Annotated in this window: 27 protein-coding genes, 1 other RNA gene and 1 pseudogene; 5 read left to right on the top strand and 24 right to left on the bottom strand. The window is 35.9% G+C overall.

Annotated features, from left to right (window positions below):
• Nucleotides 1–226: 226 nt before the first annotated feature.
• The 7 genes and pseudogenes from dtd to IGJ50_RS11480 all read right to left on the bottom strand — a co-directional run bounded on the left by dtd (nucleotide 227) and on the right by IGJ50_RS11480 (nucleotide 6,819).
• Nucleotides 227–673 (bottom strand): D-aminoacyl-tRNA deacylase, encoded by a 447-nt coding sequence (dtd, locus tag IGJ50_RS11510; RefSeq protein WP_429950489.1) that lies wholly within the window; start codon nucleotides 671–673, stop codon nucleotides 227–229.
• Between the two features lie 12 nt (nucleotides 674–685).
• Nucleotides 686–2,899, bottom strand: a complete 2,214-nt coding sequence (locus IGJ50_RS11505; RefSeq protein ID WP_069640614.1) for a RelA/SpoT family protein — start codon at nucleotides 2,897–2,899, stop codon at nucleotides 686–688.
• A 414-nt stretch (nucleotides 2,900–3,313) separates the two neighbouring features.
• Nucleotides 3,314–3,961, bottom strand: coding sequence for a deoxyribose-phosphate aldolase (locus tag IGJ50_RS11500; RefSeq protein ID WP_429950487.1), 648 nt, complete (start codon nucleotides 3,959–3,961; stop codon nucleotides 3,314–3,316).
• Between the two features lie 17 nt (nucleotides 3,962–3,978).
• On the bottom strand, nucleotides 3,979–4,728 hold the full coding sequence (locus tag IGJ50_RS11495; RefSeq protein WP_429950485.1) for a 16S rRNA (uracil(1498)-N(3))-methyltransferase: 750 nt from the start codon (nucleotides 4,726–4,728) through the stop codon (nucleotides 3,979–3,981).
• Nucleotide 4,729: 1 nt separating this feature from the next.
• Nucleotides 4,730–5,677: a 50S ribosomal protein L11 methyltransferase gene (gene prmA, locus IGJ50_RS11490; protein WP_429950483.1), complete on the bottom strand. Its 948-nt coding sequence runs from the start codon at nucleotides 5,675–5,677 to the stop codon at nucleotides 4,730–4,732.
• 21 nt (nucleotides 5,678–5,698) lie between these two features.
• Nucleotides 5,699–6,184: a DUF3013 family protein gene (locus IGJ50_RS11485; protein ID WP_429950482.1), complete on the bottom strand. Its 486-nt coding sequence runs from the start codon at nucleotides 6,182–6,184 to the stop codon at nucleotides 5,699–5,701.
• Nucleotides 6,120–6,819 (bottom strand): annotated as a pseudogene (locus tag IGJ50_RS11480) (DNA-3-methyladenine glycosylase). The gene IGJ50_RS11485 and the pseudogene IGJ50_RS11480 overlap by 65 nt, the downstream one beginning before the upstream one ends.
• Before the next feature lie 177 nt (nucleotides 6,820–6,996).
• Here IGJ50_RS11480 and IGJ50_RS11475 point away from each other — a divergent pair.
• The 4 genes from IGJ50_RS11475 to IGJ50_RS11460 all read left to right on the top strand — a co-directional run bounded on the left by IGJ50_RS11475 (nucleotide 6,997) and on the right by IGJ50_RS11460 (nucleotide 9,468).
• Nucleotides 6,997–8,286, top strand: a complete 1,290-nt coding sequence (locus tag IGJ50_RS11475; RefSeq protein WP_429950481.1) for a replication-associated recombination protein A — start codon at nucleotides 6,997–6,999, stop codon at nucleotides 8,284–8,286.
• Between the two features lie 62 nt (nucleotides 8,287–8,348).
• Nucleotides 8,349–8,542, top strand: a non-coding RNA gene (gene ssrS / locus IGJ50_RS11470) — 6S RNA.
• 68 nt (nucleotides 8,543–8,610) lie between these two features.
• Nucleotides 8,611–8,889, top strand: a complete 279-nt coding sequence (locus IGJ50_RS11465) for a hypothetical protein (RefSeq protein WP_429950479.1) — start codon at nucleotides 8,611–8,613, stop codon at nucleotides 8,887–8,889.
• A gap of 99 nt (nucleotides 8,890–8,988) precedes the next feature.
• Nucleotides 8,989–9,468: a universal stress protein gene (locus tag IGJ50_RS11460; protein WP_069640607.1), complete on the top strand. Its 480-nt coding sequence runs from the start codon at nucleotides 8,989–8,991 to the stop codon at nucleotides 9,466–9,468.
• Nucleotides 9,469–9,519: 51 nt separating this feature from the next.
• On the opposite strand, the gene IGJ50_RS11455 is transcribed toward IGJ50_RS11460, so the two are convergent.
• From IGJ50_RS11455 to ulaG, 17 genes are all read right to left on the bottom strand, one after another.
• Nucleotides 9,520–10,707, bottom strand: coding sequence for an acetate kinase (locus tag IGJ50_RS11455; protein WP_069640606.1), 1,188 nt, complete (start codon nucleotides 10,705–10,707; stop codon nucleotides 9,520–9,522).
• Nucleotides 10,708–10,734: 27 nt separating this feature from the next.
• A complete protein-coding gene (locus tag IGJ50_RS11450) occupies nucleotides 10,735–11,742 on the bottom strand; it encodes a class I SAM-dependent methyltransferase (RefSeq protein ID WP_069640605.1) in 1,008 nt (335 codons plus the stop codon).
• A 255-nt stretch (nucleotides 11,743–11,997) separates the two neighbouring features.
• Entirely contained in the window at nucleotides 11,998–12,342 is a 345-nt protein-coding gene (gene comGG, locus IGJ50_RS11445; protein WP_069640604.1) for a competence type IV pilus minor pilin ComGG, read from the bottom strand.
• Complete coding sequence (gene comGF / locus IGJ50_RS11440) at nucleotides 12,335–12,808, bottom strand: competence type IV pilus minor pilin ComGF (RefSeq protein WP_429950477.1); 474 nt, start codon at nucleotides 12,806–12,808, stop codon at nucleotides 12,335–12,337. Before comGF ends, comGG begins: the two co-directional genes overlap by 8 nt.
• Nucleotides 12,774–13,079 (bottom strand): competence type IV pilus minor pilin ComGE, encoded by a 306-nt coding sequence (comGE, locus tag IGJ50_RS11435; protein ID WP_429950475.1) that lies wholly within the window; start codon nucleotides 13,077–13,079, stop codon nucleotides 12,774–12,776. The genes comGF and comGE overlap by 35 nt, the downstream gene beginning before the upstream one ends.
• Complete coding sequence (gene comGD, locus IGJ50_RS11430) at nucleotides 13,060–13,503, bottom strand: competence type IV pilus minor pilin ComGD (protein WP_429950473.1); 444 nt, start codon at nucleotides 13,501–13,503, stop codon at nucleotides 13,060–13,062. The genes comGE and comGD overlap by 20 nt, the downstream gene beginning before the upstream one ends.
• 2 nt (nucleotides 13,504–13,505) lie before the next feature.
• Nucleotides 13,506–13,796: a competence type IV pilus major pilin ComGC gene (comGC, locus tag IGJ50_RS11425; RefSeq protein ID WP_207121122.1), complete on the bottom strand. Its 291-nt coding sequence runs from the start codon at nucleotides 13,794–13,796 to the stop codon at nucleotides 13,506–13,508.
• On the bottom strand, nucleotides 13,793–14,839 hold the full coding sequence (gene comGB, locus IGJ50_RS11420; protein WP_429950471.1) for a competence type IV pilus assembly protein ComGB: 1,047 nt from the start codon (nucleotides 14,837–14,839) through the stop codon (nucleotides 13,793–13,795). Before comGB ends, comGC begins: the two co-directional genes overlap by 4 nt.
• Complete coding sequence (gene comGA / locus IGJ50_RS11415) at nucleotides 14,793–15,755, bottom strand: competence type IV pilus ATPase ComGA (protein ID WP_069640598.1); 963 nt, start codon at nucleotides 15,753–15,755, stop codon at nucleotides 14,793–14,795. The genes comGB and comGA overlap by 47 nt, the downstream gene beginning before the upstream one ends.
• A gap of 599 nt (nucleotides 15,756–16,354) precedes the next feature.
• Nucleotides 16,355–17,686, bottom strand: coding sequence for an APC family permease (locus IGJ50_RS11410; protein WP_207121120.1), 1,332 nt, complete (start codon nucleotides 17,684–17,686; stop codon nucleotides 16,355–16,357).
• A 140-nt stretch (nucleotides 17,687–17,826) separates the two neighbouring features.
• Nucleotides 17,827–18,537 (bottom strand): L-ribulose-5-phosphate 4-epimerase, encoded by a 711-nt coding sequence (locus IGJ50_RS11405; RefSeq protein ID WP_100630376.1) that lies wholly within the window; start codon nucleotides 18,535–18,537, stop codon nucleotides 17,827–17,829.
• The gene (locus IGJ50_RS11400) at nucleotides 18,527–19,387 is read right to left on the bottom strand and encodes an L-ribulose-5-phosphate 3-epimerase (RefSeq protein ID WP_429950469.1); all 861 of its coding nucleotides are present in this window, start codon (nucleotides 19,385–19,387) and stop codon (nucleotides 18,527–18,529) included. Before IGJ50_RS11400 ends, IGJ50_RS11405 begins: the two co-directional genes overlap by 11 nt.
• 5 nt (nucleotides 19,388–19,392) lie before the next feature.
• Nucleotides 19,393–20,031: a 3-keto-L-gulonate-6-phosphate decarboxylase UlaD gene (locus tag IGJ50_RS11395; protein WP_069640595.1), complete on the bottom strand. Its 639-nt coding sequence runs from the start codon at nucleotides 20,029–20,031 to the stop codon at nucleotides 19,393–19,395.
• A gap of 67 nt (nucleotides 20,032–20,098) precedes the next feature.
• The gene (locus tag IGJ50_RS11390) at nucleotides 20,099–20,398 is read right to left on the bottom strand and encodes a PTS sugar transporter subunit IIB (protein ID WP_207121119.1); all 300 of its coding nucleotides are present in this window, start codon (nucleotides 20,396–20,398) and stop codon (nucleotides 20,099–20,101) included.
• A 183-nt stretch (nucleotides 20,399–20,581) separates the two neighbouring features.
• Nucleotides 20,582–22,060, bottom strand: a complete 1,479-nt coding sequence (locus tag IGJ50_RS11385) for a PTS ascorbate transporter subunit IIC (protein WP_429950467.1) — start codon at nucleotides 22,058–22,060, stop codon at nucleotides 20,582–20,584.
• Nucleotides 22,061–22,075: 15 nt separating this feature from the next.
• Nucleotides 22,076–22,534 carry a PTS sugar transporter subunit IIA gene (locus tag IGJ50_RS11380; protein ID WP_207121118.1) on the bottom strand — a complete coding sequence of 153 codons (459 nt, stop codon included), beginning with the start codon at nucleotides 22,532–22,534 and terminating at the stop codon, nucleotides 22,076–22,078.
• A 15-nt stretch (nucleotides 22,535–22,549) separates the two neighbouring features.
• Nucleotides 22,550–23,614 (bottom strand): L-ascorbate 6-phosphate lactonase, encoded by a 1,065-nt coding sequence (ulaG, locus tag IGJ50_RS11375; protein ID WP_429950466.1) that lies wholly within the window; start codon nucleotides 23,612–23,614, stop codon nucleotides 22,550–22,552.
• Nucleotides 23,615–23,809: 195 nt separating this feature from the next.
• On the opposite strand from ulaG, the gene IGJ50_RS11370 reads away from it, so the two are divergent.
• Entirely contained in the window at nucleotides 23,810–24,574 is a 765-nt protein-coding gene (locus tag IGJ50_RS11370) for a hypothetical protein (protein WP_429950464.1), read from the top strand.
• Nucleotides 24,575–24,584 lie beyond the last annotated feature (10 nt).

The following is a 24,584-nucleotide window of genomic DNA, read 5'->3' as shown; positions in this document are numbered from 1 at the left end:
AAGCATTTACTACGAATATACCTTTTTTGAAGAACTTATTAAAAAAAGAGGTTGTGATTAAAAGTCGTTTAGGCTCGAGCGATTGGACTAAAAACCGCACAATGCATAAAGCGCATTGTACGGTTTTTAGGATATTGCCGAAGAGCCTGACTTTTTCACACCATTTTCTTGAATTCACAGTGACATAAATAAAGCGCAAAGAGCTTCATCTCAGTCATTTTTTTGTTTATTTATCTTTGGTATCAATCATAATAGTTACTGGTCCATCATTAGTCAATGACACGGCCATATCAGCACCGAATTCTCCAGTTTCAATGGGAATATCTAGCTCTTTAAGCTGCTTGTTGAAAAGCTCATACAAAGGAATCGCCCTCTCAGGTCGAGCAGCTTCTATAAAACTAGGTCGGTTCCCTTTTTTGGTATCTGCATATAATGTAAATTGAGAAACACTCAAAATACTCCCTTGAACTTCTTGAATACTTAAATTCATTTTGTCCGCTTCATCTTCAAAGACGCGAAGCTTACTGATTTTACGGACTAAATAAGCTACATCTTCTGCGCTATCTGATTCATGGATGCCGAGTAAAATCATAAACCCTTGATTGATTTTCCCAACACTTTTTTGATCGATTGTAACTTCTGCTTGAGTCACTCGCTGGATAACTGCTCTCATACTTGCTACCTCCTAGCCATTGGTTCGACGAACATTATAAACATCCGGTATATTCTTTATTTTATCTACGATTGTTTTTAAATGGGCTAGATTTTGGATTTTTACTGTTACATGGATCATGGCCATTTTATTTTTCGTCGGCTTCGCTTCCACGCTGACTAAATTTTTAGTCATTGAACTAATGACTTGTAGGACATCATTCAATAAACCACTACGATTATAGCCATAAATTTCTAAATCAGCATCGTATTCTTTATTCGTGTTATCCGTATCTTCCCATTCGACTTCAATCAATCGTTGGGCAAGTTCTTCTTGATGCTGCACATTTGGACAATCTGCTCTATGAATGGACACACCGCGTCCTTTCGTAATGTATCCAACAATTTCATCTCCAGGTACAGGATTACAGCAACGGCTGATGCGAATAAGCAAGTTTTCAACGCCTTGAATCACAATCCCGCCTTCATGGCGAACTTTCATTTTATCTGATTCTTTTTTGACTGGTTGCGTCATCAATTCTTCAGCTTCTTGTTTTTGGCGTTCAATTTCTTGTTCTTTACGCTCTTTTTCAGTTAAGCGATTAAAGACCACTTGAGCGCTGATTTCACCATAACCAACAGCCGCATATAGATCGTCTTCTGTTTGAAAATTAAAACGCTCCAGCGCTTCTGCCATTTTTGCTTTACTTAAAAATTCTTTTGGTGTAAATCCATGTTCGATCAGGTATTTACTGATTGCATCATGTCCTTTGATGATATTAACTTCGCGATCTTGGACCTTGAAAAATCGTTTGATTTTATTACGCGCTTTACTTGTCGCTACCATTTTCAACCAGTCACGACTTGGTCCAAAGGAGTTTGGTGAGGTCAAAACTTCAATGATATCGCCATTTTTTAGTGTATAATCCAACTGAACCATTTTCCCATTGACCTTGGCACCTGTTGTTTTATTGCCAATTTCAGTATGCACACTGTACGCAAAATCAAGTGGTCCAGAGCCTTTAGGCAATTCCGTTACTTCGCCAGTTGGCGTAAATACATACACTTTATCGCTAAAAATATCCCCTTTGACACTTTCCATAAATTCAGAAGCATCATAGCTTTCATCTTGTAATTCAAGAATTTCACGGAACCAACTTAATTGCTTATTATCCGTGTCTTCATCGACTTTTTCAGTTTTCCCTTCTTTATAAGCCCAATGAGCAGCAACCCCAAATTCTGCAATTTGATGCATTTCATGAGTTCTGATTTGAACTTCTACAGGATTACCTTTGGGTCCGATAACGGTTGTATGAATGGATTGATACATGTTTGCCTTGGGCATTGCAATATAATCCTTAAAACGTCCTGGCATCGGTGTCCATTTTGTATGAATCGCACCTAAAACAGCATAACAATCTTTGATTGAATCAACGATTACACGAATCGCCAACAAATCATAAATTTCATTGAATTGCTTTTTTTGATCTTTCATTTTGCGGTAAATGGAATAAATATGTTTGGGACGACCGTAGATTTCAGCGTATATATCTAAATCTTCCGTTGCTAGGCGGATATCTTCAACAGCTTCTTCCACATACGCTTCACGTTCATCTCGTTTACTTTGCATTAAATTAACGATACGGTAATATTGATTTGGGTTGATATAGCGCAAGGCTGTATCTTCTAATTCCCATTTGATACGGCTAATCCCTAAACGATGTGCGAGCGGAGCATAGATTTCAATTGTTTCTTGAGCAATTCTGCGTTGCTTATCTTCTCGTAAATGCTTTAATGTCCGCATGTTATGCAGACGATCGGCTAATTTGACCATAATCACGCGTAAATCTTGAGCCATTGCTAATAACATTTTTCGGTGATTTTCAGCCAGTTGTTCTTCATGAGATTTATATTTTATTTTTCCAAGTTTGGTCACACCATCCACTAACATCGCAACATCAGCACCAAATTCAGTTGCTAAATCCTCAAGCGTGACGTCTGTATCTTCTACCACATCGTGTAAAAATCCTGTGGCAACTGTATGTGGGTCCATCCGTAGTTCTGCTAAAATTCCAGCAACTTGGATTGGGTGGATAAAATAAGGCTCACCTGACTGTCTAACTTGACCATCATGTGCTTTCTCAGCATAATCACAGGCTTTTTGAACAAAAGCAACATGCTGGGGCGCCATGTATTTTGACACGAGCTTCATAACTCCAGGGCCCGTCATAATTTCCTCTTTTGGCATGTTTCTCACTCCTTTTACTTTTTGGTCCGTTATCCGCTATCTCTACGTCAGCTTCGCTTCCTAGAATAGTGGTACTCCTTTTACTTTTTGGTCCGTTATCCGCTATCTCTACGTCAGCTTCGCTTCCTAGAATAGTGGTACTCCTTTTACTTTTTGGTCCGTTATCCGCTATCTCTACGTCAGCTTCGCTTCCTAGAATAGTGGTACTCCTTTTACTTTTTGGTCCGTTATCCGCTATCTCTATGTCAGCTTCGCTTCCTAGAATAGTGGTACTCCTTTTACTTATGTACCAACATCCCTCTATATATGTATATGATCGATCGTTCAAAAAAAGAAAAGCACCACTTGAAACAGTAGCACTTCCAACAACTTTTATTATACTAACATTTTTCTATATTTTCAATTCCTCGCGTTTTAATTCAATTTAGAAATCAATGGCAATATCTCACGGCCATTACTAATACCGATATATGAAGCTCCAGCTTGAAAAAGTAACTCAATTTCAAGCAACGTTGGTGCTTTGACATTTACTTGAAACGTCATCTGCTTTTTACGACCTGTTCTAAAAATACTCATATCATAGATCGCTTGTTCCATCGTCAAATTCAAGCCTAAAGAAATAGCACTGACATTTAACTCTGCGATATCCATCGCCAATACTTGCTTTTGACCATCTGTTAATTGCCGACTATCTAAAAAGAAACCTAGAGCATTTCGTCCAAAAGACAATTGTTCTAATGCTTGATAACTTTCATTCCCATATCTTTCTAGCTGTTCAGGTGCCATCGTCACAAAAACATCTGAAGCACCTTCTCTATATAATTGTCCTGTTTCAAAAGCTTTTTTTGCCAATGTTCCACCGCCTAAGGGAAAATCAACCAGACTACCGATTTGAATCTTGGTTCCTGTCAATAATTGTTTGGCTCTTGCAACATTATAAGGTAACACAAAAATAGATCGAACAGGAAATTCTTTTAAAAACAGAAGCTCATCTGTGAATTGTCGGTCTGTAAACGATGGATCCATTAACATAATTGAAAGTCTTTGTAACTCTAATTCCATAAACAACCCCCTATAATTTACATTAATTCAAAATGGTAACTAATTGCACCTAAGGCATATAATGGCGCTGTCTCCGCACGTAAAATTCGTGGCCCCAAACCGCAAAGAATCCCGCCATTTTCTTGAAATAAACTGACTTCGGCAGATGAAAACCCACCTTCTGGACCAAAAATAAACAAAAGCGATTGCCCAGTTTCTAGTCCAGAAAGTACTGTTGCAAAGCTGCTACGTTCACCGATCTTTGCAGATTCCTCATACGCAATCAACACTTTATCATAACGAGAAAAAACATCGATCAACGCTTGTTCTCTTTCTAATAATACGATATCCGGTGCAAACTGGCGATGAGATTGCTCAGCAGCCTCTGTGGCAATCTTCTTCAAGCGCTCAGTTTTTTTAACTCGCTTTTTTTGATCCCATTTTACAACCGATGTCTTAGCAGGAAAACCAATAAACTTGTGACTGCCAAGTTCTGTCCCTTTTTGAACGACCCATTCCAACTTATCACCTTTAGGATAGCCACAGGCAATCGTAACATCGATTGGCAACTCTTTTTCAGCAGTCTCTTTACTAAGCTCTTTCAAATAAACAGATGTTTCTGTGATTTCCGTGATTTCTGCAATGATCGCAGTATGATCATTAAACACTAAGAAAACTTGTTCTTCAGGTGTCATACGCATCACTCGTACGATATGATGGTAGTTTTCTCCACTGATCTGATAATGATCCTGCGCTGCATAAGGCTCCGTTAAAAAGTAACGCTGCATCTTACTCTTCCTCTGTTTTCTTTAATATCATTGCATACCAATCCCCTTGTTGGAAAATTTGATCTACAAGGAAACCTACGCTAGTCATTTTTTCTATAACCATTGCTTTTTTCTCCTGAATGATTCCTGAAACGATCAAAGTACCATCATTTTTCAATAAACGCCAAGCATCCTCGATCATCAACGTAATAATATCAGCTAAAATATTTGCCACGATCACGTCTGCTTCGACCGTTATCCCTTTCAGCAAGTCGTTTGCCGAGACTTGAACATCACTAGCAATTGGATTCATATTCATATTTTCTTTAGCAGCCGTCACTGCAACTTCATCTAAATCATAGGCATAGATTTCTTTAGCACCTAGATATTTACTCGCAATACTTAACACACCAGAACCTGTGCCAACATCAAGCAGTGTTTCACCACCACGTAAAACAGTTTCTAGGGCTTGTAAAGTCAAACGGGTTGTTGGATGGGTTCCAGTTCCAAAAGCCATACCTGGATCTAAGGTAATGATTTTTTCAAGCGCATCTTGCGCTTCATATTTCTCCCAGCTTGGAACGATTGTTAGAAACCGTGTCACACGAACTGGATGATAATATTTTTTCCAAGCAGTTGCCCAATCGCTTTCAGCTACTTCACTAACACTCACTTCATTTTTCCCAATAGCAAGACCAAACTCTGGTAAGCGGGTAATGCTCTCTTTGATAAAAGGTAAGATTTCCGGCAAAAAGGTCGTTTCGGGAAAATAGGCTATAACCAATGCACCTTCTTTAATGTGCGTAAATTGTTCTTTGTCTAGTAATTCACCATATAAATCACTTTGAAAATTTTCTACATCTAAAGCATCTTCTATCGCAACACCACTCGCTCCAGCTTCCATCATGATATTTGAGATTGCTTCAATTGCTTCACTAGCTGTTTCAACTTTTACTTCTGTCCATTTCATATGATCACCTCTTTACTCTTTTTAATAGCTTGGGTACGCAATATAGGTATCGCTCTCTACTTTTTGATACTTTTTAACAGCTTCTTCAAATAATTCTTGTGACCATTTCAGCTCAAATACGGCTTGCCCCTCATCCGTTAAAAAGTCTAATAAATCACTTTGTCCTTCAGTTAAAACATCATTTAAGTAATCAATGAAACCATCTAACACAGACTGTTTGATTCCCTTTTTGCCCTCATAAGAAATAGTCGCTAGAAAATCTGCCTTATCTACAGAAGACTTTTCAGGATTATAAAACAAGATCCCATCTTCAAATTCAATGATTTCTTCTTCTGAAACCGTTCCTTGTGCATCATCGATCTGTTCATGTGCTGTATTTTCGGCAAATAATCGAAAAACAACTTCAATTGTATGGTTTTTAGCGTTCCAATCAAGAGCTACATCATATTCCATGATTTTTCTGGTTATTTGTTGGTCTAAATAAGTTAACATTGTTGCTTTTTTCATTTATTTTCTTCCTTCCAGCCAAAGGCCTTTTGATCAATATCACTTCTTTTTTGTTTGGATATATAAGGATTTCCTGAAACAATATACCTTAATGGTAATTCTGTCCAAATACCTTTATTGGGAATACCGATTCGAGGAAGTGGGATGATTTTTTTTGGTGTTTTTCTTTTTTCTGGTACTAATCGTAATGGACTATCAAAAATTGATTGTCCATATAACGCTTGATTAATTCCTAAAGCTGATACCAGCTTACCTGGCCCGTTAGATAATTCGATGCCTTGACGACCATTGCGGTTTTCTACCATTTTTTCGATTCCCTCAATGGGTTCAATTGCACGAATCATAACTCCTTGGGGTGTGCCTTTTTCTTGAGTCACCATATTTAAAATCAAATGTGTGTGCATCGTATATAAATAAATCGTTCCGGGTTTATCGTACATCGCTTTTAGACGTGGTGTATTGCGCAAGCCAAAACTATGAGCAGCCTCATCTTCTGGTCCTAAATAAGCTTCGGTATCAACGATATAGCCTGCAAGTATCCCCGATTCTGTTTCGTGTTCTAAATACATACCTAACAAAAACTGAGCAATTTCTTCAGTTGTTTTTGTCTTAAAAAAATTTATTGTCTCATTCATTATTTTTCACCACTTTCTATAATACACGAATCAAAGCCTATTATCCATTGAAATAACAAATGAACCGTACAAAAAACAGCCGTTTAATCAATGAATTTCCCTATCAAACTCAGCGAGATACAAACATACGTTCTTTATGGTATAATAGATAAGATAAAGAAAAAAGGAGGGCCAACGATGCAAAAACCATTAGCTTATCGTATGCGGCCACGTAATTTAGATGAAGTCGTTGGACAACAACATCTAGTAGGACCAGGAAAAATTATCCGTCGAATGGTCGAAGCTCGTATGCTTTCATCCATGATTTTATATGGTCCGCCAGGAACTGGTAAAACGAGTATTGCTAGTGCCATTGCGGGTTCTACAAATTACGCTTTTCGATTGTTAAATGCAGCAACTGATACGAAAAAAGATTTGCAGATTGTTGCAGAAGAAGCAAAAATGAGTGGAACTGTAATCTTACTCCTAGATGAAGTTCATCGCTTGGATAAGACAAAACAGGATTTTCTACTACCTCATCTTGAAAGTGGTCGAATCATTATGATCGGGGCAACAACTGAAAATCCTTACATTACGATCAATCCAGCTATTCGAAGCCGATCTCAAATTTTTGAAGTCAAACCATTAACGGAAACGGATATTCAAAAAGCGATCAAAGAAGCTTTAACTGACAACGAGCGTGGGTTAGGAGAATTTCCAGTTGTCTTGGAAGAAAAAGCTCTGCAGCACTTATCCCGTGCAACTAATGGTGATTTACGTAGTGCCTTAAATGGATTAGAGCTAGCAGTCAAATCCACTCCAGAAAATCAAGATAAAAAAATTGAAATCACTCTTTCGATTATTGAAGAATGCGTTCAGCGTAAAGCCTTGACTCATGATAAAAACGGTGATGCTCATTATGATGTGATTTCGGCTTTTCAAAAATCGATTCGCGGTAGTGATGTAGACGCTGCGTTACATTATTTAGCTAGACTGGTTGAAGCTGGCGATTTACCAATTATTTGTCGTCGTTTAATGGTAATTGCTTATGAGGATATTGGATTAGGCAACCCACCGGCTGCAGCTCGCACGATCACAGCAGTTCAAGCCGCCGAAAAATTAGGTTTTCCTGAAGCGCGCATCCCCCTTGCCAGTGTGGTGATTGATTTGTGTCTATCTCCAAAATCAAATTCTGCTATTAGTGCAATCGATGCCGCCTTAGCCGATATTCGTGAAGGAAAAGCAGGTGATGTTCCTGACCACTTGCGTGATAGCCATTACTCTGGTGCCAAGGAGTTAAACCGAGGCATTGGCTATAAATACCCTCATAATTTTGAAAACGCTTGGGTCGATCAGCAATATCTTCCCGATAAAATAAAAAATGCTCATTATTATGAGCCCATTGATACGGGGAAATATGAACAAGCATTGCATCAGCAGCATCAACGGATACAAGAGTGGAAAAAAAATAAGAAAACAACAGAGTAATCCGCTTTCAAATTTAAGCACCCTCGTTGCTGTTTGCATGAGAATGTGCTATTATAAAGATGGTAAATCTGTGATGTACGCGTTGTCTTTTTTGTGTGTTGACCGAACATTTTATTGATATCTAGGGATCCTTCTGGTACCTAAGCTGGTAACATGCCTTTTCATTTGGTAGTTCGAAGCTGTCAGTCGTGGAACCCACCTGCTTTGTTTGCGGGTTCAATACTATAGGACGAATAACGGCATCAACGGATTTTACCATTTTTATTTGATTACCAAACAATTTGCGTAGTGCAAATTGTTTTTTATTTGATGGAGGTTCAATTCATGATTCAAGTACTTATTTTTGTATCTGTGGCATCGTTAGTTATTATCGGAATTTATTTATTAAAAAAAGCGACTGTCTTTTTACCATTGATGCATAATGGTGAGCCTGACGAAAATAAACAGTTTTTACATCAGTTTGGTGTTTTTTATCTGATTTTAGCTGCCATTGGTGTTTTAGTTGGCATCTTTAACTTAACATTTTTTTCGTTATTCTATATTTTTAGCTTGCTTGTAATTTCAGCTGTATTCACTGTGATGTTCGCCAAGAAGATTCTATAAACGTATCTTCTTTTTTTATTTCCTTTTTTTAAACTTTTGTTCTACAATTAAGGTATCAAGAACAATATATTTCTAATTGTTTGAAAAGGAGTGAGCATAATGTTACAAAATTATCGTAAAATCATGGTGGCTGTTGATGGATCATCCGAAGCTGAGTTAGCTTTTCAAAAAGCAATGAATGTTGCAATGAGAAATGATGCAGAGTTGCTTTTAGCACACGTCATTGATACACGAGCATTCCAATCTGTTTCATCTTTTGATGGAGTCTTAGCCGAGCAAGCAACAGAGATGGCAAAACAGACACTTGAAGGTTACAAAAAGCAAGCAAAAGAACATGGTTGTGAAAAAGTAACTAGCCTCATTGAATATGGTTCTCCAAAACCTTTGATTGCAAAACAATTACCTCAAGATCATGAAGTGGATTTGATCATGTTAGGTGCAACTGGTCTGAACGCTGTGGAGCGGTTATTCATTGGTTCTGTTTCTGAATACGTTATCCGAAATGCAACTTGTGATGTATTAGTGGTAAGAACTGATTTAGCTAACAAAATCCCTATTCAACAAGATGAGGACAACTAATTTTGAACATAAAAAAGCAACCTGATTTTCTCAGGTTGCTTTTATTTATAATTATTTTCTCAAACGTTCAACATCACGAGCAATCATTAACTCTTCATCTGTTGGAATCAATAATACTTTAACTTTAGAATCCTCTGTAGAGATTACTGATTCTTTGCCACGAACATTGTTTTTCTCATCATCTAGTTCACAACCAAACCACGTCATACCTTTGATTACTTCACTACGAACATGAGCGTCATTTTCACCGATTCCAGCAGTGAAGACAATCGCATCTACACCGTTCAAAACAGTTACATAACTACCAATGTATTTACGGATACGATCTGTAAAGATATCGTAAGCGACTTGAACTGCTTCTTTGTCCATGTTTGCTTCTAAGTCACGCATATCACTAGAGATACCCGTCAAACCAAGTAAACCTGATTGTTTATTTAGAATATTGATCATGTCTTTGATATCTGTTAGTTCAAGTTTTTCCATCAAGTAAGCTAACAATGAAGGATCGATATCACCAGAGCGAGTTCCCATCGTTACACCTGCAAGTGGTGTGAAGCCCATTGATGTATCAACCGATTTACCACCATCGACAGCAGTGATTGAGGCTCCATTACCTAAGTGACAAGTAATGATTTTCAATTCTTCAATCGGACGACCTAGCATTTCAGCTGCACGATCAGCTACATATTTGTGGCTTGTTCCATGTGCACCATATTTACGAGCGGCATATTTGTCATAGTATTCAGTTGGAATACTATATAAAAAGTTATGTTTCGGCATTGTCGTATGGAAAGCTGTATCAAAAACAGCAACGCTGATAATTTCTGGTAAGATTTTTTTGAATGCTTTGATTCCCATTGCATTTGCTGGATTGTGTAATGGTGCAAGATCTGCTAATTTTTCGATTTTTGCTAAAACTTCGGCATCAATAACAACTGAATCTTTGAAGTCTTCCCCACCGGCAACTACACGGTGTCCAACACCCGTAATTTCGTTATAAGAAGCTAGAATCTTCAACTCAGTTAATTTATCTAATAACATTTTTACAGCAACATCATGATCATTGATGTCAACGATTTCTTCATATTTTTCATCGTTGCCATATTTAATTGTAAAGATAGAATCATTTAAACCGATTCGTTCAACGATTCCTTTAGCGATTACTTCTTCATTCGGCATTTGATATAGTTGCCATTTTAAACTTGAACTTCCAGCATTGATTGCAATTGTTTTAGACATAATACTCTCCTCTTTAATCAGTTGTTTTTATTTTAAATTTGAAGACTTCCAAGCCTCAAATTGTTGAAAAAATTGTGTCACTTTTGCAGGATCTTTTAAGGAACCTAATTTTGCAACTAAAACTTCTTTTACTTGCGCACTATGTTCACCTTTATTTTGGACAAACAAAATACTTTTCCTTGATTGCACTGACTTGAACAACTCATCTGGCAATTGAATCATTCCTTGTAGATAAACATTTTTTTGCAGCCAATTTTTGAAAAAAGAACTTTGCTCTGTTTCTAGAATATCAGTTGGAATCAAGAACAATCCATATCCATCAGGTTTAACAAATTTCATCGCTTGTTCCAGCAATAAATGATGTGCGTAAGTATGGCCTTCATCTGCTGCTGAAGCAAATTCTTTGGCTTTTTCATCGTTTGGATAATAGCCGATCGGTAAATCACTAATAGCTACATCAACAGGATCAACAAGTAGATCTTGTAACCCATCTTGATGGAATAGCTGTATTGCGGCTTTTGTCCATTCGTTGTTAGTAGCTGATACTGAAAGCAGCGTATCATCAATATCCACACCAAAACCTTGAACAGTATACTTCGCTATATTCAAGTTAAGGATTACCGTTAAAAGAAGATTTCCCATACCTGATGCTATGTCTAATATTTTTAGCGGTTTCTCTGGACTATATAACTGTTCGATCAAATAAACAAACAAAAAACCGATACTGTCTGGTGTTAATTGATGATTTGCCTGTAAGGATTCTACTTTATTCCCTTTAAGTAAAATCAACTGAGATAAACGCCTAATTTCTTCTGGTTCCAATTCTATTGCTTGTAGTTGTTGATAAATGGTTTTTAACCTTTGAACGGTTTGCTCATCTGGTACTCCATCTAAGACACGTACTTGAAAATTATCAATGATATTTTCACCATTTTCAGTATATGCATCCAAAAAAGAAGTATCTAAAGAACGTTTTAGCAATCCGATGGCTTGTTCCATTAACCCGAAAGCCTTTTCTATTTTCTCTGGGAACAAAAGAAACACCTCAATTTCCATCTAAAATATAACAATTTTCATACCTGTTCTATTTTAACGAAAAACCTAACAATAATCAATCAATTTCCTAATATTATTTGTAAATCCCTGAACTATTCTCATTTTCATAAAATTTATTAACTCATTCTAACGTATTTTCTTTTTAAAATGAATCTCTGTATCAGTTTTTTTCTATGTTAGTTTGATACACGTTTCACAAATAATTTATTCGTGTTATTTGTAGTACTTGATCTGTTATTTTTTGATTTGGGCTTTTTCAACTGCTTGATAGTTCATTTGGAATCTATATCTAGTTTGATTTAATTGAATAACAAAGTTAATTGTTTTTTGATCATATTCGTATTGTAATGTTCCTGATGAAAAATGTTGTTGACCTCTTTTTCCCAGTGGTTGTGTCTCTTGTCTAATATCAGTGAGAAACATGCTGACCATTGTTTTAGCGATGTAATAATCTTTGGTTTCTTGTGTAAATCGTTGCGTCAGTTGAAAGTCTTCCAGCACCAAGATGAAAATGAAACTGAATAAAAAGACAAGTAATAACGTTGTAAGCAAAATACCTCCTTTATATCTGTTACTCATGCTTATGTTCCTGAGTTATGATCCATTTTGCCGTTTGATTTAAATTATTTTCAAAACTTACTTTTATCACTATCGTTTTCCCCTCCTCAATAAAGGTTGCCGTTTTGACTTCTGTTAAAAGCGGCTGATATCCACCATTTTCCACTTTTACAATCTTTCCTAGCTTATATTCAATCCAAACAACATTTCCATTTTTTTTATTTTTAAGAACAATTTTGTTCGTTTGCGTTTTTTCATAATAACAATTTACTAATTCATTTTCCAACTGAATCAAGAATATATGCCACTCTTTTTCGCGCTCACTTTTCAATTGTTTCGTAACTACCGCTACATTCTTAATGCATGCTGAAAAGAGCAGACAAATACTAGAGAGGATCAGCAGTGCAAGTAAACACTCTATCAGCGTGAAACCTAAATACTTATCATAGGAACTACTCCTTTTTAAGGCTAACTGTCTCTTTTCCATCTGTAATCACCACTTCATTCAACTGATTATTTATTTCGTAAAAATGTACCTGATAGTTATCATTTTCTGAGCGTACTTTATAATTTTCGTAATGATTTACTTCTTCATATAAAACTCTATGAAGTTGCAACCTGTCTATGGCTTGTTTGTTTTTTTTAAATAAAAATGTATTCAATGAAAGATAGCTCCCAACAATCATGCACAATAAGCTCAGTGCAATCAAACTTTCAAATAAGATATAGGCCTTATAATTATTTAATTTTCTTAACATAGCGCCCACTCCCCAATTGAAATTGAAATTCAATCAATTGCTCTTTTTCGGACCATGAAAAAGAAAATTTTGATAAGTTCCCATTGTTACCTGAGCCTTTTTTGAAAATGATTTTTGGGGGTCCCGTAGCCCTTAAAACCGTTGGAATCTCTAATACTGTTTTCTCTGCTTTTCGTCCATCTCTAGGAATCAGAAAATTAAAAGACTGGTTTTGTTCATAAAATATGATCTGAGTATCAAGCCTATTTACAATCGCCATTTGTTGTGTAAACAATAGTCTCTTCTCAAAAGATGACAAAAATTGTTCAGCTGACAATACCTGCTTCCATTTTTTTATGGCGAGTGTTGGTAGTAATATAAATGTTATACAGATAGATAGTACCAGCAAAGATTCTATCAGCGTAAAACCTTTCATATTCTTCATGGTTACTTCTTACTTGCTTGGTACTTATCATATTGATCTTGCGTAATGTACTGTTCTTTTACTAGCTGCTCTACGGTTGGGATTTGATTTTTCTCCATAGTATAAAGATCGATTTGTGTCTCCACTATTTTTACAATTGCTTCATTCCCTTTTTTATCTACGCCCTCTTTGTGTTTAGATAGATTAGGAACAAACAACAAAATCAAAACCGAAATTATTAACAACACAACTAACATTTCTAAAAGAGTAAAACCAGCATAATTTATTCGTTCTTTTTTCTTTTTACTATTCATAAAAAGTCCTCCATTCCACCATAAATCGGCAACAACATTGCGGCATAAATACTAACGACTAGCAACGCAACAACTAAAAAAATAATCGGTTGAATCCATTGAATCATTTTTTCCATACGCTTAAAAAAACGTAGCCAACAAAGTTGGCTATACAAAATCAATTCTTTTCCAAGATTACCTTTGATCTGCCCTTGTTGAATAATCAAAGATAGTTCTGGAGAGAAGAAAGGAAATTTGGGCAATTGATCATAAAACGTGGTTCCTAGAATCGATTGTTCTTCGATCCGTTCAGCAAGTTCACTCATTAAGGACCTTTGATTAATCGTTTTCATTAAATAGATAACTGTTTTGATTTCCAAACCTTGAGAAAATAGCTTTCCCCACTCTAGCGCAAAAAAAGCGGAATTATATTCTTTATAGAAATTTCCTAAAAGTGGTAGTTTTGAAATAAATATAGCTCTTTGTAAAAATGTCCTCTTCTTCAAATAACAACGGATCAGTACAACTAGTGTTAGTATGATAAGTATCACTGTTAGTAAATAATAAGGACTTTGTTGGATAAATAGAATTCCTATATTATCTGCTCTGATTGTTCCATTTGCCATCAATTGTGGTAACAAAATTTGACGAATGCTTGTCAAAACAACCATTAAAAATAAGAGCAACAGCACAGGATAGCTAATTACTTTATAAAAATTTTGTCGCTGTTTAGCAACAATTATCATGTGTTCTTTGATTTTGCATAATGTTCCTGTTAAATCTCCATGGGTTTGAGCAAATTCAATCTGAGTAATAACCGTCAACTGAAATCCTAATTGTACTAACCCACTTTGTAGAGAATCGCCTTGATGCATACCCTCGAGCAAGTCATCAATGATTAATCCAGAAACTGAACCAGATTTTTTCATAAACAATAAACTTTCTTGAATCGTAAATCCATTACCTAACAAGTCTGCAAGTAATTGAATAAACAACTGCTGTTGCTGATTGGATAATTTATTCTTCTTTTTCTGCATAAAATGTTTGATTATCAATAAATCCATATGCCCAAACCTTTCTTAATTCTTTCGACCATTTTGAAGTTGTCTCTCTAGAGAAGCTATAGTCAATAAGTAAGCCGCTGATTTCTTCATTAGTATTCGTTCTAAAAGGCAACAACCTTTGATAAATAATGCTGGCTACACATTCAGTAATCTCGCTTAACTGAATCCCTAGTTCAGCCAAGCGTTCATATACACCACTAATACTCCTTGCATGAATCGTTGCAAACACAGTATGACCTGTAAGTGCAGCTCTGATTGCAGCTTGTGCAGTAAGTCCATCCCTAATTTCCCCGATGATCAAAATATCTGGTCGGTGACGTAAGCAAGCTTTGATCAGTACATCATAGGTCAAATCAATTTTAGTATTGGTCTGTAATTGTAAGAATGCCTCTTCTTCAATTTCTACTGGGTCTTCTATCGTGATCACTTGCTGAAATTGATCTGTTTCTTTTGCTAGCTTGTACATTAAGGTCGTTTTTCCAGATCCAACCGGTCCACAAAATAAATGAAGCCCCCGACGTTTAACTTGACTTCGGATAATTGTTAGTTGTTTCGGCAAAAAATAATTTTCGCGACTGTTTCCAAAAACATGTAAAAAGCGGATCACTAAACTTTCTCTTTGCCTAAAATCTCCTACTGTTGATAAGCGTAACCGGATTTCCTCTTGATTAATTTTATAAGTTACAGCACCAACTTGCGCTTTTCTTTTCTCACCAACGTCCATACTACCAATAAATTTGAAATGAAAAATCAACTTTTCTCCTTCACATGTATCTAACTCTTTAAAAATAACTTGGCGACTGCCTTTTCTTGTGAATATTCGGACTTTATCTTCAATCGGTAAAATATAGATGTCTTGAAGATATTCTGCCACCCCCCACTCAATCAATTTCAAAGAAAGTTCTTTAATATCCATCCTCTTCCCCCCTTAAAGTAATATACGCAATTAAATAAGAAAACAATGTAAAAAAACCTAAAACAAAACATCTTTGTTTTGTTTTAGGTTTCACCTCAGAAAAATTGAACTAAACCGATTTAAATATAGATCATTTAGAGTTCATTTGTTTAATCAAAATATATCTTACTTATATTCCGACTTTCTGAACTTAATTAATTGTTGTTAGATCCTTTATCTAACACTAGTTATGTTCATAAAAAAACCGTTCTGCTTCTGATTGTCATTTATTCTTAGCCTTAAAAACAAAAAATAAAGCCGTAAATGTTGAAAGAACAACACTTACAGCTTTATTAAGAGTTCTGATGCACTATCTTCCCCAAAATAGTTTATCGTTTTGATATATTCATTATACTAAAGAACTGACCAGAATAACTTTCAGAAATTGTTAATTTTATTAAAATTTTTGAGAAAAAGCCACTCTTAATCAAAAGCTTAGAAAATAGTATCGTTTAAATCTAATGACGAAGATCTAGTTAAAACCAATTACGCTAATAATTGCTTAATATTTTTACTAAGCTCTTAATATAAAGTAAGTATTTTCAAATAATAAAGCAAAATTATTTTTTCTTTAATCCTTTTATTTTTTGATTTAGCAGATACACTGGAATTCCTAACAAAGTGATTCCTATACCGATGCTTGCTAAAACTGTTTGTGTAAATAACGTAGTAATCAAAATGAATAATCCACCTAAAATAGCTACTGCAGGAATTACAGGATAAAACGGTACCTTATATGGACGTTTAAGCTCGGGTTCTTTTTTTCTTAAAATAAATACTGCCGAAAAAATCAATAGGCTAAACAACCACATCACAAAAACTAACATATCTGTTAACAAATCAAAACTACCTAAAAACATCATGACAGCCGCAATTAAAAATTGAAAAATCCCAGCAATATAAGGAACAACAAAGCGTTTCGATAATTTTTGAAATTGTTGACTGAATGGAATCATTTCCTCTAATGCCAATGCATAGGGAACGCGAATACCTGTCATAGTATAACCATTTAATGCTCCATAAACAGAAATCAAAATACCAATCGTTACTAACTTACCACCCATCGATCCAAAAATTTGATTAGATGCTTCTGATGCTGCATTCAGATTACCAGAAAGTTGGTCGATCGATAACGTTTTAAGAAAAACAAAATTAATTAAAACATAGACGATCGTAATGAACGTCAAGCCTAAAAAAATTGCTTTAGGCAAATCCTTTTCTGGCTGCTTCATTTCCCCCGCTACTGCTCCAACACCCAACCATCCATCATATGCAAACATAGTCGCCAATAAAGCTCCGCTAAGTGCATGAATAAAACCAACGTCTCCTCCAGTTCTTACAGGAAATAATGAAACTTCTACATTAGCTGGCATAAAAAGTCCCACCAACACAATCAAAGCAATTGGGATCATTTTAATCACCAAAGTAAACGATTGTAAATTCGCAGCCATTCTAGTCCCTAACAAGTTGACTAGTGTCACACTTAAGCCAGTACCGATAGCTATCGGTAATAACAAATTAGTAGATAAATGAAATAAGTGAATAAATTGTGTCCCAAAAATTATAGATAATGCCGCAATATTTGCAGGAAAATAAATAACACTTTGTGCCCACCCTAATAAAAAACCTGGAAGCTTTCCATAAGTGTACTCTATATATTTTACAGCCCCACCAGTTTTTGGAATCGCTGTTGCTAACTCAGCGCTAGTCAATCCAGCACATAAAGTCAATAGCCCTCCTAGTACCCAAGCAAAAACCGTTAGACTGGGCGATTTTGCAAAACTAACTACACTTGCTGTTTTAAAAAATACACCCGCCCCAATAACAGTCCCCATAACTGTTGAAAAGGCACCAAATAGAGAAATCTCCCGTTTTAATCTGTTCTCCCCCATGCTCAACCTCTTTCTCTTTTTTAAGTTATTTTTCTAGTATAGCTTTTCTATATTTTAATTCAAGTATTTTTATAAAATAAAAAAGTACAGAGAAGTCTAAATCTGACTTTCCCTGCACGATGTAATATCTTTACTATTTTTTATACTTGTCCATAATAAGCGCTTATACCATGTTTTCTAAAATAATGTTTATCTAAAAGATACTGTGGGATTGGTTGAACAGTCTTATTTACCATTTCTGTCATACAAGCCATCTCAGCTACTTCATCCAAAACCACACTGTTTTCTACTGCTTTTTGAGGTGTCTCCCCCCATGTAAATGGTCCATGTCCATACACCAATACTCCTGGCACAGCCAAAGGGTCAATACTTTTTTCTTTGAACGTTTCTATGATCACTTTGCCTGTTTCTAATTCATATGCAGAGGTTACTTCTTCTGATGTCAACTGCCGCGTACAAGGAATCCCACCATAAAAAGTATCAGCATGAGTCGTACCATACGCTGGGATTTCTCGACCAGACTGCGCCCACATTACAGCATGTTTTGAATGCGTGTGTACAACTGAATTAATTTCTTTAAATGCTTTATATAATTCAATGTGAGTTGCTAAATCAGAAGATGGTTTTAATCCTGCCTCCAACAAGTCACCATTTAAATTTGTCACCACCATATCACAAATTTTCATCTTGCTATAAGGGATTCCACTGGGTTTGATGACAATGACTCCAGCATCTCGATCGATCTCACTAACGTTTCCCCAAGTAAGTTTCACTAATCCAGAATCTGGTAATGCTAAGTTTGCGGTAAATACTCGTTCTTTCATCTCTTGTAGCAATCGTTTATTTAACACTAAAGCCCGCCTCCTTTAAATAAGGAAATAGAAACTCTTTTGCTTTTTCAATTTCATTCTCCGGTGTCTTACTATTTTCGCTCCACATTTCGATCAAAAAAGGACCACTGTAATCCAAACGTTTCAATGTCTTGAAACACCCTAAAAAATCAACACATCCCGTACCGAAAGGAACTTCTTTAAATTTCCCGCTGAAGTCTTCTGTTACTGCTAAAGTATCTTTTAAATGAATAGCTGTAATCTGATCAATCCCTTTTTCTAATTCATAGCCAACATCATTTTCTGGCCATGCTGATAAGTTTCCAATATCTGGATACACTTGCAAGTATGGTGAAGGAATCTGTTTTTTGATGTTTAAAAATTTAGAAATTGAACTCATAAAAGGATCATCCATGATTTCTACCGATAAAACGACTTCTTTTGCTGCTGCCATCGCTACCGCTTTCTTTAAATTTCTAATAAAATACTCCCTTGAATGCGCTGTTTTTGATTCATAATAAACATCATAGCCAGCTAATTGAATTGTACGTACCCCTAGATCCGATGTCAAATTGATTGCTTTTTCCATCAGCTCTAGCGCTTTTGTTCTTTTCACCTGTTCCTTAGAGCCGAAAGGATAGCGCCGATGCCCACTTAAACAGATCGATAATATTTTTATACCGGTTTCATGAATTGCTTCTCTTACTTCTTTACGCTCATCGTTTGACCAATCTAACCTTTTTAGACGTTCGTCTGTTTCATCGATTGACAGTTCAATAAAATCAAAGCCTAATTGCTTGGCAAGCAATAAGCGTTCTTTCCAACTACTATTTTTTGGGAGTGCTTTTTCGTAAATTCCTATTGTGGTCACCAGTCTCACCCCCAAATACGTTTAATTTCATCTTGAAAATCCTGTGCTGCTTTTTTAGGGTCTACAGCAGCCGTAATACCTCGACCTGTAATGAATGTATAGATGTCAAGACCTGCAAATAATTTTAACGATTCAACATCCAACCCACCGGTAACAGAAACACGGAATCCCAGCTCAATCAATTTTTTTACTTTTGTCAGATCGGCTTCACCCCAAGTTTCTCCTGCCAAAAGCGCATCTCGACTTTGATGGTAAATCGCCTGAGAAATCCCAGCCTCTAACCATCTTTGGGCCTGATCATATGTCCAATCCCCATATAATTCAACTTGAACTTCTTCAACTTCTTTCGCTGCAGCTTTCATGGTTGGAATCGTGGCACAGCAGATAACAGTCATCCAATCTGCTCCTGCTTCTCGACAATTTTTTGCAACAGTCCCCCCAGCATCTGCACATTTAGTATCTGCAACTACTTTTTTATCTGGATATAATGCACGAATACAGCGTATAGCTTGCGCTCCAGCTTGTAAACATAAAATCGTACCAACTTCTACGATATCTACAATCTCACCGACTGCTGCGACATCTTTGATTGCACTAGGTAAATCTGAATGATCTAATGCTACTTGTAAATTAGGTCTACTCATTTATTTCTCTCCTTTACCAATTGATTGAGGACGAACTAGCTATCTAGTCTGAATCCTATAAGCAGAATTATTTAAATTTTGCGGCTAATTCTGTTTCTTGTACCCGCTCACTGATCTCTTTTGCCGACATAACATTCTTCACACCTACAACTGTAATTCCTTTTTTCTTTGCATCATCAAACATATTGAGAAAATTCATTGGACAAAAAACTACATCGTATTGTCCAGCTGTGCTTTTCCCTTCCGAAATCGCACAGTGATGGATATTGGTAATAGTAAAACCAAGTTCTTTCAATGCCTTTTCTACACTTTTTTTCATCATTAAACTTGTTCCTGAACCATTTGCACAAGATACTAATACTCTCATTTTAATTTCCTCCTAAAGTTTTAAAGCCCAAAGAACTCGTTTTTAGCCTTGACAAAAATAGAAAGAAAAACAGTATATTCTTTCTACTGTTTTTTACTTTTTCCTGAAAGGCTAGCTCTTAAAGCTAAGTAAATGTAAAAGTGAAGCAGGATCGGCTGGGCTTTTTTAGAGACTATTCTATAATCAAGCTCCTTTAGCTGCCATTTTTTTAACATATGCATCATAGTCTTCCGTAATCAAGAAATAGCCTTCAGGATTTGCCCGATATTGCAATTGCGGGATTGCTAGTAGTAAAATAACGACTAAACCTACACCAAAATAACCTAAATATTTCATTAATACAGTCATGATTGGCCAAACAGTTGCCCAGTCAAACATTCCGATATAACCGCCATATTGAGATAAACCAATGAAAGCTGCTATCAAAGCGGACCCTAGAACTTGGATCACCCCTGAAATAAATGGGAAAATACATGCAGCTTTAAATCCACCTCGGTTATTTGCGTAAACTGCAATTACTGCATTATCAAAAAATAGTGGAATAAAACCTGCAATAACAATTACTGGCGATTTAAATAAAATCAATAGGCCAATCGTTATAAATTGTCCTAGCGCCCCAAATAAGAAACCAATCGTTACTGCGTTTGGTGAACCAAATCCAAATGTCGCAGCGACATCGATCCCAGGAACTGCCCCTGGCAACAATGTATTGGAAATTCCTTGGAATGATTCTGTCAATTCTGAAACGAATGTTCGAACACCTAATTGTAAAATGGCTAGATAGACAGCAAAATATAATGCAGTCTGTAAAATATAGAAAAAGAAACTTTGTCCTTCTACCATAAAACCTGCCTCAATCAAATATGCTGGTCCTAATACAACTAATATAATTCCAAAAAAGAATAGCATTAGGATTGAGGTTGCCACCATATTTTCATTGAAAATAGATAGGAATCCTGGAAGTTTTACATCCTCAAGTTTCCGATTGTTTTTATCCTTTTTCATTTTTTCAGCTAACTTCGCAAAAATGAATACGCCAAACATCTGTTGATGTGCAATCGCAAAACCTGCTCCCTCCGTTAAATCTTGTGTAATATCAACGGTCAAATTAGAGCCCACAGCCCAATAACAGCCTAAAATAAGTCCCATGATCAATAGAATTTGAATTTGTCCTAAGTCAGGAAAACAGAATAACAAAATCCAAAAGGCTGTTGCGGCTTGCTGTATTTGAACATTTCCAGTTGTAAAAACTGCTCGTAACTTCGTATATTTTTTAAAACGAACTAATAAAATATTCATGACAAACGCAATCAACAGTAAAATCATCGTATCACTGAACGTTCGTCCAAACGTTTCTTCGATACCTGCGGTTACAGCATTTTGGCCAAAATAAGGATCGATGACCATCGCATCTAGATCAAATCGTTCTTTTAAGCCAACTAAAATCGGACGAAAATTATTCACCAATCCTCCTGATCCCACAGTTAAAATCAGATATCCAACAGTTGCCTTTAAAAAACCGGCGATACTTTCATATAATGGTTTTTTTAATAAAACATATCCTAAAAGTACAATAAACCCAATCAAAAATGCTGGTTGTGTTAAAATATTTGCAGCAAAATAATCCCAAACCCCCATTAAAAAATCTAATATTTGCGTCATTTACTCCCCTTCTTTCTATAGATCAAAAGTAGTCATCACTCTTTGATAGTCTGCCATCGTTTCTACTGTCATCAATGCCTCGATCACGCCTTCAGTCATCAACATTTCTGATAGTTTTGAAATATTTTCGACGTGCTCTTCACTATTTTTAGCAGCTAATGTGAAAAATAAACGGGCATTTTTTTCAACATTACCTTCTTCAAACACTACATCTTGCTTCATTTTTGTAAATGAAATAGCTGTACCTAAAACTCCCTGACTCTCCTCTGACGAATGCGGCATCGCCACACCTGGAACGATCACGATATATGGTCCATATTTTTGCACACATTCTATGATCTCATCTATATATTGCTGTGTGATGATCTTCTTTTCCAGTAATGTCTGGCAGCTAAGAGCGATGGCAGCCTTCCAATCAGAAGGCGTTTCTTCACAAAATCGAATCAATTCATTATCATAAAAATACTTTAGCATGCACTTACTCCTTTCTTATAAAAATGATGGAAACGGTGTGTCATTATCTTTTGTAAAGACATCATCAAAACCTCTGTAAAAATTAAATTCAAGCTGATCTTTATCATTCGGATATGTAAACTTCCCGCCAACTTGCCAAATAAATGGCTTAAACTGATAATTCAAGCGATCCTTTTTAAACTTCCAAATTTCTGTAATTTCTTTAGGATCTGCCATAAAGTTTGCCCAAATATCGTAGTGAACTGGAATCACAACTTGGGCATTCAATGATTCTGCCATTCTTAACATATCAACTGAGGTCACTTTATCAGTAATCCCGCGAGGATTTTCACCATAAGCACCTAAACAAACATCAATTTTGTGTTCATTTCCATGTTTTGCAAACATATTAGAATAATGGGAATCTCCTGCATGATAGATATTACCGCCACTTGTTTCAAATAAATAATTCACCGCAATCTCATCCATATCTTGCGGTACTTTCCCTCGTAATGTTACTTCTGGGTCTTCACAAGTCACTAGTGCAGTTCGGTCAAAAGCCTCCAAAGCAACAATATCCACATCCTTGATTGAGACGTGGTCACCCGGTTTTACAACCATCGTCTTAGCTTCCGGAATCCCCCACCTCAACCACGTAGCAACGACTTCTTTTGGCCCAATAAAACGCGCATTTGGACAATTCTGATGAACAGCTGCCGCTGTGTTGATATCTAAGTGATCTGAATGGATATGTGTTACAACCAAAGCATCCACATCTTTTATGGCAAATGGATCAATAACAAACGGCTGAGTTCGTAAATTCGGCTGCATATTCTCACAACCGCTCATACGCATCATTTGATGTCCTTTTTTCATCTTGCCATTACCATGACTTTGTTTTCCTGTGCCGCACCACAAGTCACATAGGATATTCGTTCCCTCATGAGACTTCAGCCAAATTCCTGTACAACCTAACCACCACAGTGAAACTGTCCCAGCTTTTACTACTTCCTGTTCGATTTCTTCATTTAAATACGTTCCCCATTCAGGAAAAGTACTTAAAATCCAACTTTCTTTCGTTACATCATGAATCGTCTCCATATCATCTCTCCACCTTTTCTCAATCTATTTACACTTTTCATTCTACAATATTTTAAACCGTTTTCAATCCATTTTTATGATCGTTTAATCATTTTTAAGAGCGAATAAACAAAATTATCGTCACCAAATTATAAAAACCTTATTTTTATGTTCATTCAATCATTTGTATGATATAGTGATAAAGAGGTGATAAACATGAAACATTCAGTTTGGAAAGGGATTTACTTTGGAAAAAAGGCACTCTTATGGTTTGTTTATTTATTATTTGCGATTTATATTAGTTCTCTTGTTGTCAGTTCCCAAGCACTTGGTGCTAAAGTGTTTTTTGGTGTTGTCGGAGTTGTAGCATTAGGTATTGTGATACTTTTTGAATATTTAAAAACGATCTATGAAAAAATGATTTACGCTTTGACCGTTAAGTGTAATTTGCCTGAAGCAATAACCCTAAAAGAAAAATTGAAGGAAAAAGATTTGTTTAATGGCTTCAAACAGTCTATTATTATTTTTGACAGTTTACTTTTATTAGATGCTGGAAAGTACGTTACATGTTTGGACCATCTACAGAACAATCAAAAATTTTTCCATTCTACTTTGGATTACCTCTTCATTTATTATCATACGCAAATGTACTGCTATTTTTTTTTAGAAGAGGAAGAAAATTTGACTTTTTGCCTAGATCGTCTATTCAAGTTAAAAAATAGTAAAAAAAAGCAAATTCGCGGATTATTTTCATGGCATGAAATTACTGGAATCAAGTATTTCCATCAAAATAGAACTAAAAAATGCTTAAGTGAATTAGATTTAGTTGATCAGAATCGACTAAATAATCGTGAATTGACCTATCTTTTATATCTAAAAGGTCAATGTTTACTTAAACTAAACAATCAATCAACTGGGCATCGTTTATTGAAAGAAGCCAAAGAGATAGGAAAAACACTTGCAATAGCTCAATTGAGTTAAAAAGGAGGAG

The organism is Enterococcus sp. AZ101 (genome assembly GCF_050499005.1).
Lineage (GTDB): Bacteria > Bacillota > Bacilli > Lactobacillales > Enterococcaceae > Enterococcus_L > Enterococcus_L ureilyticus.
This window is presented reverse-complemented; position numbering and strand designations above follow the sequence as displayed.